We start from the raw sequence: 14,037 nt of genomic DNA, 5'->3' as shown, positions 1-14,037 counted from the left end.
TAAAATTCGCTTTCTTAGATAAAATAAACTTTTCAGATTCACTGATAAACTCAAAGTTTATTAAATATCCATCATACCCACCTTCGGCACCATTATACTGTTATTTAAAATATAATACACCGTTATAACACAAAATAACCAGCCTAAATAAAGTTAACCTTTACAAAGGCTGGTTATTAAAAATTTCTAAAACACTGTTTTATGAGATCATACTATTTTCAAAAACTCCTCCACCAACTCAGGGTCAAATTGGGTTCCAGCACAGTTTTTTATCTCCTTTAAAGCTTCCTCTTTAGACACAGGATTTTTATAATAAGTGCCATTAGTCATCACATCATAAGTATCAATTATTGCAATAATTCTAGATAGCAAAGGTATTTCTTTTTGTTTTAATCCCCATGGATAACCCTTGCCGTCCCATCTTTCATGATGAGCTCCGATTTCATCAGCAATATGGACTAAATTTTCAGAAGCCCGGGCAATATATTCTCCTTTTTTAGGGTGTTCTTTTAACAAGGTCCATTCTTCTTGATTAAGTGACGATGACTTCTTTAGTATTTCTTCCGAGATAACTATTTTACCAATATCATGCATAGTCGCTAGTAGGTATAATCTTTCCAAATCTTCTTCAGATAATCCTATAGCCCGGCCAAATTCATAGCTTAATTCACCCATTCTCTTTAAATGATCTTCAGTCTCATTACTTTTTTGCTTTAGGGTCTTTAGTAATGCTGATACTATATCCTGTCTGGTACTACTTCTTTCCATAAGCTTATTTTTATACATACGGTCTTCTGCTTCATTTAGCACTTCTTCCATTGATTCTTTAGGATTATATTTGGTAAAACATCCAACAGCTATTCTAACCGGTACTGAGTGTACGTAATAGTTTTTACTTTCTTCCCTTATTCTTTCTGCTATCACATCAGCTTCACTTCCATTTGTCTGGGGGAGTAAAATAACAAACTCATCACCACCCCAGCGGGCTATTATATCTTCTTTCCTACATGATTTAGTCAAAATATCAGCAGATTTCATTAAAAGTTCGTCTCCTGCATCATGACCAAAAGTATCATTAAGCAATTTCAGGCCATTTACATCAGCCATTAAAATACTTACAGGGAGCTGACGCTTGGTATCTAATCTTTCCATTTCTTTTTCTAAATAAGCCCTATTATAAAGTCCAGTCAAACTATCATGAAAACTTAGATAACGTATTCTTTCTTCCGCCTTTTTACGCTGGGTTATATCTGTATAAACCGCATAGCCACCCACAGCTTCATTATCAATAAATATAGGTACTCCTTTTACTATTACTTCTACCGGTTCTCCGTCCTTTTTGTACCTGGTGGCCTCATCTTCTGCAGTTTTCCCTTCATATAAAACTTCTTTCTGAAGGTTTTTTTCATTTTTATTCTTTAAAACTAATTCGCTTAACTGTTTTCCTGCTGCCTCTTCAACAGTATAACCAAATAGTTCAGTAAATTTTTCATTAATGTCTACTATACTATTGTTATGGTCTATCTGCGCTACTGCATCAGAAGTATTTTTAAATAAAGCTTCAAACTGATTTTTCTGATTATCTAGTTCTATCTCATATAATTTTCTTGGAGTGATATCACGAATGAACTCAACTACACCGGAGACTTCATTGTTCTCTCCTTCAAACATAGGGTAACTATAAAGTTCAATCCATTTTTCCCCGTGTTCAGTTTTTACAGTAAGCTCTTCATTTTCCATTTCACCGGTTTCAAGGCATCGCAAAGTGGGACAATCTTTGCACGGTTTACTAAGCCCATGAAAAGCTTGATAGCACTTTTTACCCTCCAGGGGCAGCTCACTTTCATGCCAGCTTTTTATTATATAATTGGTATGACGTATAGTAAGATCAGGATTTAAAACACTCATGCCATCCTGTATACTTTCAAAAATACCATTTAATAATTCATTACTATTCCTTAGTGCCCTTTCGAACTGTTTACGCTCAGTTACATCTCTGGAAATCCCTAAAATAACTGTTTCTTCCTTACTTCTATCTATAACAGCGGCTCTGGTGGCAAACCAGCGCCATTCACCATCCTTATGATAAATCCTCCCTTCAATTTCTTCCTCAATATAATTTTTCTTCAAAATATTATAAAAGTGTTGAACTGTTTTATCGTAATCTTCCGGGTGAATACCTGTTAAGTAATTACCTCCTAAAACTTCTTCGGGCTCGTAACCAAGCAGTTCTTTACAGTTCGGTGAAACATAAGTTATTTCGCCCTTTTCATTAACTGTAAATATAAGGTCAAATGCTTTTTCAACAAAGCTTCTAAACTTTTGTTCACTTTTGCGCAGCTTTTCCTCAGTTTCTTTCAATTCTGTAATATCCACTGTAATTCCAAGGGTCCCGCTAACATTTCCTTCAAAATCAAAAAGGGGTTGCAAAGAAAAAAGGGCAGGAAAAACTTTTCCTGATTTTTTTACCAGTTCAGTTTCTAAGGTAAACCCTTCTTTAAATTTGATTAACTTTTCAATTAAAGCAGGAAATTTCTTTATGTCTTCGGCTGTATGAAGCATCCCAACATGTTTTTCTATAATCTCATTCCTGTTGTAGCCAAAAATTTCTTCAGCACCTGGACTAAATTCTACTACATTGGAGTTTAAATCTGTAACAATAAGAGAAACAGTTTTAGCCGCTTCTATAATGGATCTAAACCTCTGTTCACTTTCTTTCAAAGCATTTAAAGTCTTCTTATAAACTGTTATATCTCTAAGCTGTTCTATTATATAGTGTACATTCCCATTTTCATCTAACAAAGGGTTGGCCCGGGTTTCAAGATAAGTATCATATTCCGGTATATATTTTTCTACCTGCTCTAGATTTTTTGTTTCAAGAGCTTTACTTGTCGCACAGGGTTTACATTGAGTTGTTCTACCAATAAGCTGATAGCATTTATTTCCCGAAACTTCTTCATGGGACATATCTAAAAATTCATATCCGGCTTCATTATACCTGACCACAGTATGGTCTGGTCTTTGAATGCCTATAACATCGGGGATAGAGTTCAAAATACCTTCCAAAAACTGCTCGCTTTGGCGGAGCCTTTCTTCAGTGTTTTTCTGCTTGCTAATATCAGTCACAAAACCTATAATACGGTTGCCACTCAATTTAACGGCAAGTATATTCAACCAAATAGGTGTCCCATCAAACTTAATACCCAATAGTTCCACGTGAATTCGACCTTCTTCTTTTATTCTCTTGAAATTAGTTAATGCTTTATCTTTATAATCCGGGTGCACGAAATCAAAGTTTTTATACTTCTTTAATTCCTCTCTTGAAGCCCCTCTTAACCTGCACCCTTCAGGGTTAGTTTCTAGATGATAGCCATTTTCATCGATAACAAATATTCCTACCGGTGCTTCTTCAATATAAGTTCTTAGCTTTTCTTCACTTTCTTTTAACGCTCGTTCCATATCTTTTCGCCTGGTTATATCCCTACTGGATCCTACAATTTTAACTACCTTTCCATTCTCGAGGACCGGAGTTAAAGATGTATGATATGTGCGCTTTCCGTTGGGAAGGTCAAGAGTCTCCTCATATTCTATTGTTTCTTTTACTTGGCAGCAGTGCTTATAATTTGAGATGACAAAGTCAGCAGTTTTTTTATTCAACACCTCATAGGGAGTTTTGCCCCTAATTTTTTCCATGGAAAGGCCTGTTAATTTTTGATGCTGTACGTTATTTCTTAAAAACTTAAAAGTATTATCCACTATTCCTTCTTCCACTTCAATGAAAAAAATGGCATCTGAAGTATTCTCCAAAATTGTTTCATATTCTTTAGTTAAATCTTTAAGCCTATTTTGATATTCTTCTAACTTTTTTTCCCATGTCCTTTGCTCAGTAATATCTTTCAAATGCTCAATTATCCTGATGACATTTCCTTTCTTATCATAAACAGGATGGGCTTTACATTTCAATATAAGATCAAGGTGTGAATGATATTTCTCAACTTCAGCAGCTTCACCAGTATTTAATACTTCTTTACTAGCACAGATTTTACATTCATTTTCATAACCTAAAGCTTTGTAGCATTTCTCACCTTCAACAGAATCGTCTTCTGTTAAACCAAAAATTTTATAAGCAGCAGGGTTCCAGAATTCCCTTGTCAAATCAGGATACTGCACCGTTAATCCATCATCAACACTGTTTACTATACCTTCTAAAATTTTATTACGCTCTTCTAAGTTGATCTCTAAATGTTTTTTTTCAGTTATTTCTAGTGCAGTTTCTACAGCGCCAATCACTTCACCATTTTCATTTTTTACAGGTGAGCCTATGATACTAAAATATCGTCCATCAGGTGTAACTTTCTCTTCAGTGCAGCGTTGACCTAAATTTATCGCCCGTATAACAGGACAATCCTCACATGGGGTAGATCTTCCTTGTGCAATTTCATAACATTTTTTACCAATCAATTCGTCAGTTTTTTCTTTAAAAGCTTCTCTAGCAGCACGGTTAGCCCAAACTATATTCAAATCATTATCCTGAAAAGTAATTAACTCTACTGCATTATCCAAAAAATCATCAGCTTTAGCTTGATTTTCGCTGGTCTTCTTTTTGTCACTAATTTCTTCATGCGCTATTACCACTTCTCTACCGTAAGACCCCTCTTTAGGAGCAAGGTATGGTGTTACCCTGGCTACAAACCAACGTTCCTTATCAAACTCATAAGTAAATTCACATTCAAAAAAATCTTGTTCTTCATTAACCACAGCTTCAATTCCCATTTTAATTTTTTGAACTGTCTCTTCTCCCATAAGTTTGTTATTTAAGCAAATGTCCAAATAATTATAGCTATTATCGCCTTCACTTATACTTTCTCCAATTCCCTTAAAAAATTCAGACCAAGCTTTATTAAACCCGATAATATTTTTATTTTTATCCAGAAGACATACCATAGCGCTTAAAGAATCAAGCATAAATTGGCCCCGGCAAGAATTATTATTTTCGCAGCTTGAGAACATTGAAACCACCTCCTTTTAGTCAATCACTTTTAGCTATTTTTTTATTAATAAAATACATATTAACCCGGCCTGAAATACCATACCTACTTTCTTAGCCATAGTAGCTCCTTTTTCGTTAACAGGATTAGTTCCGAGCACTTCTACGTTTGCACTACTGCATTTTTTAATATAAAAGAAGTTATTATTACAATTAATCATACTAGCTTACTTTCGTTCTGTCATTTTAATTTCCTTCTTAATTTAGGAAAAAAATGAAATATCAACTAATGAAATATCACTAATGTTGCAATATCATTAATCATGCGTCACCTAGCGCTGTAAATACCACGACAAAGATTTGACCATGGTTTTTGTTTCAATCAGTATGTTAGTGTCAATGAAAATTCCCCAAAAGATGTATGGACAAATACTTGGAGATAAATTCTATTAAGGGCTATAGTAACGGAATCATAACTTTTTTGCTATTTGATCGAATTGCTCCACAAGTTGATTATCCTAATTACTTTGATGATTTTGTAACTGAACATAAAATAACCAGCCTATATAAAGTTAACCTTTACAAGGCTGGTTATTAATAATTTCTAAAACAATGTTTTATGTTTAAGATTCTAAGAGGGTCTCAAAATTATATTTGCATCAGCTATTTTCATGTTTTTCTTTCACCGCACTTGCCCAGGCACCATTTTCTTTTTGTCTTAGGTCTTTATTTTTGTATTTTCTTAATGCCCTCTAAGGCTTTTCAAACTCTTTTAACAAAAACTCTTTTGTGTCAACATCTACTACAACACACAAATCAATATCATTTTTGCTGTTTGGATTGTTTTTAGCTTATAGCCATCGCAGCAATAAAAAGGTTGATGACCATAAAAGGAACGGATAATAAGGTTGCAACTGCCACAAAAACACTCATTACTCTCTTTCCACCCACCAGCTACCGCTAGCTGCATTATCTAGAAAACTCCACAAACCCCAGAAACTCCAGGCATCAATACTTAGAGTCCCTTCTATATGATTTTCGTCTATTAATCTACCTTCCATTTTGAGCGTGCTACCGTCTTCATCATCCAGGTTAAAAGAAAGTACCTCATTCTCATAAACACCAATATTTGAGTACTCTACCCATCCTTCCTCTCCCTGTATATAACCGCGCACTAGGTAGTTGCCGTCTTCCTGAAGTTCTATATTGATGGACAAACCAATCTGTCGATTTATACCGGTTTCTTCAATGGAATCGGCCACAATATCACGAACCTCTTCCCTGCTGATATCACTCCCAAAAGCTCGAGCAATTATAACACCAAACGGAGTAAACAAGTCGATAGCATACTCCCTAATTTTGTCTGCTTCTTCTATAACAAGATAGCCAGAGAAATCCCCTTCTAGGCCTTCCGGTTCTGTGCTAAATTCGATACGAATACTATCTTCAGATACAGTTTCTCTTGCTAGTTTTCCTTCTTTGACCGGCGTGATGCTAACCTTGGGGTTAAATACATCTTCTTCTGTTATATCCCTGTAGGTATGAGTGTAACGAGAGTTTTCTCCTCTTTCTTGGTATACATTACCATCATCGAAATCCCAGTCAAATAGATACACCTCTCCATCTCCGGGCTCTACTATGGCCTCAAAATTATGTTCATATTCAAAGCTCTCTTCGTCTTCATCCCCAGCACTGCGCAAAGGAATCTGGTATTTTCTGTCTCCCAAAATAATAACTTCAGGATCTTCTTCTAGAATTACAGTACCTGTTTTAATAACTTCTCCGGTTTGTGAGTTAAGCACCTCTACTTCCAAGTTTTGTTTCTCTGTGGGGCCCATAGTATATTCAAAGCTAAATTCTATAGTGTCACTTATCTGATCCTTGTCGTTGCTGTACTCTTCCACGCTTATGGTTTCTCCGTTTTCAAGTTTCCATCTAAAAGTAATATCGGAGATACCACCAGGGACATTTTTTATGGTGGCGGTGAATTCATATTCTTCTTCCGGGTCTACTTCTGTCAGTTCGTGGGGAGCTAGCCCCAGTACCATCTGGCTTATTTTAATATCAAAGGAGGATCCACCTCGAGAACCGTATGCGGTAATAACCAGTATCTCATCAGCTTCTTCGTCCATCTCAAACTGCAAGTATGGGCTACCTTCCATTCGTGCTGCTTCCCTTACTGTATCATCAAACATTGAACCATGCGGTTCTTTTCCCCCTTGCACTCTTTTGTAGGTAGTAAAAGGATTGCCATCATCATCCGTATAATATGCAAAGTCACTAAGCTTAAATGCATCTATCCTTACACCTTCTGGTATTTGGTTTGCCGGCTCTATGTTTATCAGTGCTTTGCCGTCATCATCATAATTAAGGGTAACCGGATTAAACCAAAGTAAATCCATAGAATAGTCCCGCCTAATACGCATGGATCTATTGACAGAAAGATTTTCATCGTCTGCAGGGATCAAAGCCATAGGCGCACTGAGATCTCGCATATGATCTACATCCGGCATATTACTGTTTGTCAGTACATGATGCCAGAACTCCCGGTAAAGGGTGACAGTAATACCACCTGATACTCTAAGGGTATAATCTTGAAAAGCTTTTTGTAGCATGGGTCTGTTATCAACGATCTCACGCCACATGGCACCAAAATCTGCTCCTTTTTCTATTACCAAAAAGTGAATAAAAGCAGCCATAGCATATTCATGTCCTTGGCCCCGGTTGCTAAAATATTCTAAATGGTAATACGGCCTTGCATGTCGATGAAGTTTGTCTAACCCTATATCAGTGGCCACATAGTGAGCAGCATATTCAGCAGTAGCTTCCATAAGCCAGCGCCTTTCCCCGGCCATCTCTGCAATCGTTAACCTTTTACTTCTATTGCGTCCATCGTGCTGAAATGCATGAAACAGTTCGTGCCCAATCGTAGTCGCAAGCTCCTCGTAGTGAGTATATTGGGTGGGCAAATAGATGCGCCTTGTCTTCCAGCTATATTCGGCCCCATCCTCATTATAGTTAGACAAAAGCCAAACAATGGGCCTCGTATCAGTCTTACCACCAGTAGCCCGGTCCCACCAGCTCCGCTCGCCATAAAAGTAATCCGGTGAGTAATCCTCCCCGAGTTCATCTTTGTATCTTAGGTACTGCTGATCAAGCAGTTTTCCTGTTTCTCTTGCAAGATCTTGCAAGCTGTCCATGCTCCCATCTTTAAGGTCAATGGCATCATTCGGGTCAACACCCACCATAAAATGATTGCTTGCAACAAACCAATACCCTCTAATCATGTAAGTGGTTCTAAATAAGCTCAGGTGATCAGTATAACCGTAAACAAAGCCCTCTTCTTCATCCACTTCAGTGGGCAGGGGGGTCCATTCCAAGGTATCTTCATTCCAGTAAGTTAACCTCACGGGGCCATTTCCAGCCATTTCCTCGTCCAAAGGCAACCGGATCATTATGTGGTCGTCGAATTGTCTCTTTTCACCCATGGTGATCTGGTATACGGGTGTTTTTGCATACATTTCTTCATCATAACCCGGTGCGTTGGCTACTCGACCGATTTTAAGATGGAGTTCTTCCTCCGTAAAACCCGACGGCAAAAATACTCCTATCTCTTCCTGGAGCAATTCCTGGTAATCATCGGTAGGGATAATAGCTTTTTCTCCCAGGGGTTCCACCTCTACCGCCAGTATGTTGAAAGTTTCCCCCGAAATATGTTCTTCATCTTTTATTACTGTTACCAGGCCGCTTTGTGCATCTCGGGGCACCTTGGCACGAATTTTCGTATCACTCCACGATAGCGTGCGTGCTTCGGTATCACCAAATAATACGATGTTTGACTCAGGTGAATCACCAAAGTTCCTGCCTGTAACAGTAACTGTGGTTCCCACCGGCCCTTCTAAAGGATATATCTCATCTATTCTGGTTCTATCTCCAAATCCTGGCAATATAATTATTGCTAATAGGGTAAAAAATATTACCATTAGACCTGCTGCCATTAGTATTTTCTTACGGCTCCTTTGCCATAGCATTTTCCCCACCCTCTTTTCAGTTTAACTGAAATCACTTTCTCTCATCGTAGCATTGGTTACTAAAAAAAATATCACCCTTATGGGTGATTTAACTGTTTTTTTAAACATTACGAAGCCCATTACTTTTTTATCATTATTAATTGACATTTTGTTGGTTACCAAAGTAAAATTAGCTTGTGTCTTAATGTCTTGTGATAATAATTACAAATCAAAAAAAGGAGTGGTTTGATGGAATACACCTTAACTACGGCAACTTGGTTTTGGTTGTTGGTTCCCATGCCGTTATTAATAGTTTGGGCAATCATCAGTTATTTTATAGAAAGGAGGCATGAGCAGTGAATTCTATTGTTTTTACTTTTTTGGCATATTTAATATTCATGATTGTTGTCGGTATCATAACTTATAAAAAGACTCATACTCTTGATGACTATGTATTAGCAGGTCGAGGACTTAATAAATGGGTCGCTGCTTTATCAGCACAGGCTAGTGACATGAGTGGCTGGCTTCTTTTAGGTCTACCAGGCGCTGCTTATGCCTCAGGCATGGGACAATGGAGTATATGGATGTGTATTGGACTTGCTACAGGAACAATGTTCAACTGGCAGTATATAGCCAAAAAGCTTCGTGTTTATACAGAGCTTTCTGGAAATTCCCTTACATTATCCGAATTTTTCTCAAATAGATTTAGAGATAATAGTGAAGTGTTAAGAATAGTTTCGGCCATTTTTATTGTAGTGTTCTTCTGTTTTTATACCGCCTCTGGTTTAGTTGCAGGAGGAAAGTTATTTGAATCCTTTTTAGGAGTTGAATACTTAGTAGCTTTAACTATAGGTACAATTGTTATTCTAATCTATACTGCAATCGGCGGCTTTATCGCAGTTACATGGCTTGATTTTGTCAATGGAAGTTTAATGTTTTTAGCGTTAGTAATTACCCCAATAGGTGTTATTAACCATCTTGGAGGTTTCGAGGGTGTTTTAACACAAGTTGGTAGTATTAATATTGATTTACTAGACATTACAAGAGGAGTTAGTTATAACTTTTCAGAAGGTGTATTTTGGGATTCTACCGGAGCCATAGGCTTTATAGGTATAATTTCGGCTCTAGCATGGGGGCTAGGTTATTTTGGCCAACCTCATATATTAGCTCGTTTTATGGCAATTAGCTCTCTTAGAGATATTAAAAGTTCCCGTTTAATTGCTATAGTATGGGTGGTTTTAACTTTACTTGGAGCTTCAATGGTAGGATTTATGGGTATTGGTGTCTTTGGTATGGACAATCCCCTTCCCGATTCAGAGTGGGTCTTTCTTGAACTTGTACAGTTGATTTTTCATCCATTAATTGCAGGTATTTTACTAGCTGCAGTATTGGCTGCAATAATGAGTACAGTAGATTCTCAGTTATTAGTTTCATCTAGTGCTTTAATTCAGGACTTCTATAGAAGATTTTTAAGAAAAGAAGCAAGTGAAAAAGAACTGATTTGGGGAGGAAGAATTTGCGTATTAATAATAACTATAATAGCATATGCTTTAGCTTGGGTTGAAGGGCAGGTATTAGAGCTTGTGGCTTATGCATGGGCTGGTTTTGGAGCTACTTTTGGTCCTTTAATTATTATGTCTTTATTTTGGAGAAGAACTACTAGAAATGGCGCGTTAGCTGGTATAATTGTTGGTGGTCTAACCGTTATATTGTGGGATATTATCGGAACACCACTGGGACTTTATGAAATTGTGCCTGGATTTATCCTTTCATTTATAGCTATTATAATCTTTAGCTTAATTGATAAAGAACCTTCTGAAGAGATCCTTGATGAATTTGATAAGTCAGTTAGGTTATCAAAACCGGGTGCAGAGTTAGAAGATTAATTAAAAAACATAAAGAATATTCTGAGAATGAGATAGATATTTGTAAGGTATGAAATTGTCATCTCTACCAAGAACTAAATAATTAATTAACTAATGGCTATAAATTAAAAGCTGCGGCACATATTTCTGCTTTTTTGTATTTAATCGGAACAAAAGATGGATGAATCACAATTGGATAAGGTGTCCCGAGCAAAACTCCAATAATGGGCATTTTGCCTAGAAAACTCATAAACTGAGACAGAGCATAGCCTGCCTCAATATCAGGGGTGAGAAATATATCAACTTCTCCAGGAACATGAGATTCTATTCCTTTTCTTTTAGCCGCTTCACTAGACAGGGCAGTATCAATATCGAGTGGTCCTTCTATATCTCCATTAAGCTGTTTTCTGTCCGCCATTTTGGAAAGTGCAGCACCTTCTATTGTTGAAAGTATTGCGGGGTTCACACTTTCTATTGCCGAGAGAGCCGCTACCTTTGGGCTATCAAGGCCAAGATTTTTTGCAAAGGCTAAAACTTCATCAAGAATATTAATTTTTTTCTTTAAGTCTGGATTTTCATTAACATACGAATCAGTAACCATGAGAAGCTTCTTAAGCTTTTTACTTTCTAAGATCGAAACATAGCTTGTTTTTTCTGTGATCAGCCCTTCCTTTTGCATCAATGTCCAGAATAGCTCCAGGGAAATATCTCCCTGCACTAATATGTCTCCTTCTCTATTATTCATTTTGATAAAAGCATTTTTTACCGCTTCTTCTGAATCGACATCTTTTTGGCAATCAATATTAAAACCATCTTTATCCATTTCAGCAAAAACTTTATCTAGTTTTTCACCTGGCTCGGGGGCAGCTATAATTCTTTTTCTTGGGGCAGATTTGATCATCTCAGAAAAGCTACTTATTGCTCTCAATATACTTCACTCCTTTTACTTGATTCCTGCTGACGGTGGAGCCGATTAGAAATCACTGCTCCAAAACCAAGCTGCCTGTATATTTTTTCGGCATTATCAGAGCGAGAAGGCACTATAACAGGCCCTTTAGAAGAAATTACTGCAGAATATCTTTCAATATCCAAAAGAAAATCAAGCTTAACTGTTATATTTCCAGTTTCTAAATTTGGTACTAAAATGATATCCGGAAAACTATCTTGTGAAGTAGTATCTAAGAAGGGTTGCAAATTTTTACCATGTTTAAATCGACAAGGAACCTGTTCTCTATCGAAAACTTCTTTAATTTTTTCGATATCATTCATCGAGCTAACCTCTTTATTTATTTCCCTGGCAGCGCTTAATGCAAGAACTTTTAAATCTTTATAACCTAGTGACTTCATAAAATTTACAGCTTTTTTTAATACTTCTGTTTTTGCCTGCCAATCAGGATAAATATTTACCCCTGTATCTGTTAACAATACAAGCTGTTCTGGATTTTTTAAATCCCAGACAGAATAAACTGCAATCCGATTATTTAATTGAAGCTCTTTTTCTTTTCTGATTATTGCTTTATAAATGTACGCTGTAGGAATTTGCCCTTTACAAGCCAGGGAAACTTCACCTTTATAATAAAGTTCTATACCTTTTCTTGCTATTTCCATTCTTTCTTCTATTTCATGAATTTTAAATTTACTAATATCAAAGTTTATTTTTTGGGCAGCTAATTGTATTTTGTCTTTGTTACCAATAAAAACCGGTTCGATAATTTTATTCAAAACTGCTCTTTTCACCCCTGTCACTACCTCTTCATTTTCAGGAGCCAACAAGGCCGTCTTTAAAGGGGGAAGTTCTGAAGCTTCCTCTAGAAAATCTTCAAAGCTGACCAACTTTCTCATAATCAAGTCTCCCCTCATTTATTATTCTGATATAATTTACATAAACATTTAAAATATTTTAAATCAATATATATTAAAATTATTAATTTATTTACATTTCTATGCACTGGTATAAACATCTTTTATCCCTCAAAACCTTTTTTATAATACTATTGAGTTTTCTTGATTTACTGAGTCTACTTTTATAGAATTTATTATAAAGTATTTTTATTTTCTCAGGGGGAATTTAAAATGTCTGCTAATCTTACACCCCAGTATAAAGAAGCTGAAGAAAAATACCGAAAGGCAAGTACACCTGAAGATAAAATGGAAGCCCTTCAAAAGATGTTAAAAGAGATCCCCAAGCACAAGGGCACAGAAAAACTTCAAGCTGATATAAAAAAGAGGATATCTCGCCTCCGGGAAGATGAAGAAAAGAAAAAGAAGTCCTCTAAAAGTACTTATAATCCTTTTAAAATTGATAAACAAGGGGCCGGGCAGGTTGTTTTAGTTGGATATCCTAATACTGGAAAGTCATCTCTTATCACATCTTTGACCCGAGCGAAAGCTGAGATTGCCGACTATCCATATACTACCTCTCTTCCTATTGCCGGTATGATGCCCTACGAAGATACATGGGTTCAATTGGTAGATACACCACCTATCATGCTAGGAAGTACTCCTTCAGAACTAGTTAATACAATTAGAAGTGCCGATGCGATTTTAATCGTAATTGATGCCTCTTCAGACGATTGCCTAGAACAAATAGATGGATCCCTGGAGTTACTTCTAGACAAAAGTATTATTGATTTATCCAAGGAAGGTGAAATAGTTGCTCCTATTCCTTTCCTTGTGCTAGCTATGAAAACAGACCTTGAACAAGCTAAGGAAAACTTAGAGCTATTAAGGGACTACAAGCCTGACTTAAGAATTCTTGAAGCTTCTGCTAGCGGGGAAGGGCTTGAGGAACTAAAAGAAGAGCTTTTCAGGATTCTGCAAGTCATCAGGGTTTATGGTAAGCCTGCCGGCAAACCAGCCGATAGGGATAACCCCTTCATACTGAGAAAAGGAAGCACCGTTTTGGATTTTGCTGAAGCAATACACAAGGATATTCCTCAAAAATTAAAAAGTGCTCTGGTCTGGGGTTCTGCCCGGTTCGATGGACAGGCAGTGGCTAAGGACCATGTCTTAGAGGATCGAGATATAGTAGAACTGCAGTCGTAATATTGTGTCAGTTTTTAACCTTTTTGCCGAATAAAAGACATTTAAAAGACCCTTCTTTAAGTGAATATAGTACAAAATCTAGTTTTCTATTTTATTTGGTGAAGTCCATGTTTGATGTGACTTTAAAGCA

The 14,037-nt window shown here is 36.7% G+C and carries 7 protein-coding genes; 2 read left to right on the top strand and 5 right to left on the bottom strand.

The window, feature by feature from the left end:
* Positions 1–207: 207 nt before the first annotated feature.
* The 3 genes from ACONDI_RS00215 to ACONDI_RS00205 all read right to left on the bottom strand — a co-directional run bounded on the left by ACONDI_RS00215 (position 208) and on the right by ACONDI_RS00205 (position 9,018).
* Entirely contained in the window at positions 208–5,010 is a 4,803-nt protein-coding gene (locus ACONDI_RS00215) for a PAS domain S-box protein (protein ID WP_241079493.1), read from the bottom strand.
* A 33-nt stretch (positions 5,011–5,043) separates the two neighbouring features.
* Positions 5,044–5,208, bottom strand: coding sequence for a hypothetical protein (locus ACONDI_RS00210; RefSeq protein ID WP_241079492.1), 165 nt, complete (start codon positions 5,206–5,208; stop codon positions 5,044–5,046).
* 711 nt (positions 5,209–5,919) lie between these two features.
* On the bottom strand, positions 5,920–9,018 hold the full coding sequence (locus tag ACONDI_RS00205) for an IPT/TIG domain-containing protein (protein ID WP_241079491.1): 3,099 nt from the start codon (positions 9,016–9,018) through the stop codon (positions 5,920–5,922).
* A 335-nt stretch (positions 9,019–9,353) separates the two neighbouring features.
* Here ACONDI_RS00205 and putP point away from each other — a divergent pair, with 335 nt between their 5' ends.
* Complete coding sequence (putP, locus tag ACONDI_RS00200; RefSeq protein ID WP_241079490.1) at positions 9,354–10,883, top strand: sodium/proline symporter PutP; 1,530 nt, start codon at positions 9,354–9,356, stop codon at positions 10,881–10,883.
* A 97-nt stretch (positions 10,884–10,980) separates the two neighbouring features.
* Here putP and ACONDI_RS00195 read toward each other — a convergent pair whose 3' ends face one another.
* Positions 10,981–11,790 carry a phosphate acyltransferase gene (locus tag ACONDI_RS00195; RefSeq protein ID WP_241079489.1) on the bottom strand — a complete coding sequence of 270 codons (810 nt, stop codon included), beginning with the start codon at positions 11,788–11,790 and terminating at the stop codon, positions 10,981–10,983.
* The gene (locus ACONDI_RS00190; protein ID WP_241079488.1) at positions 11,787–12,704 is read right to left on the bottom strand and encodes a phosphate acyltransferase; all 918 of its coding nucleotides are present in this window, start codon (positions 12,702–12,704) and stop codon (positions 11,787–11,789) included. The genes ACONDI_RS00195 and ACONDI_RS00190 overlap by 4 nt, the downstream gene beginning before the upstream one ends.
* A gap of 231 nt (positions 12,705–12,935) precedes the next feature.
* On the opposite strand from ACONDI_RS00190, the gene ACONDI_RS00185 reads away from it, so the two are divergent.
* Positions 12,936–13,907, top strand: coding sequence for a GTPase (locus tag ACONDI_RS00185; protein ID WP_241079487.1), 972 nt, complete (start codon positions 12,936–12,938; stop codon positions 13,905–13,907).
* The last annotated feature ends 130 nt before the right edge of the window (positions 13,908–14,037 follow it).

The sequence above is a fragment of the Natranaerofaba carboxydovora genome (assembly GCF_022539405.1).
GTDB classification, from domain to species: Bacteria; Bacillota; Natranaerobiia; order Natranaerobiales; family Natranaerofabaceae; genus Natranaerofaba; species Natranaerofaba carboxydovora.
The sequence above is the reverse complement of the archived record's forward strand: the minus strand, read 5'-3'. Positions and strand labels throughout refer to the sequence as shown.

Bases quoted from the DNA above. Each gene is read 5' to 3' on its own strand.
- ACONDI_RS00215 (WP_241079493.1), bottom strand. From the start codon at position 5,010: ATGTTCTCAAGCTGCGAAAATAATAATTCTTGCCGGGGCCAATTTATG.
- ACONDI_RS00210 (WP_241079492.1), bottom strand. From the start codon at position 5,208: ATGATTAATTGTAATAATAACTTCTTTTATATTAAAAAATGCAGTAGT.
- ACONDI_RS00185 (WP_241079487.1), top strand. From the start codon at position 12,936: ATGTCTGCTAATCTTACACCCCAGTATAAAGAAGCTGAAGAAAAATAC.
- ACONDI_RS00205 (WP_241079491.1), bottom strand. From the start codon at position 9,018: ATGCTATGGCAAAGGAGCCGTAAGAAAATACTAATGGCAGCAGGTCTA.
- ACONDI_RS00190 (WP_241079488.1), bottom strand. From the start codon at position 12,704: ATGAGAAAGTTGGTCAGCTTTGAAGATTTTCTAGAGGAAGCTTCAGAA.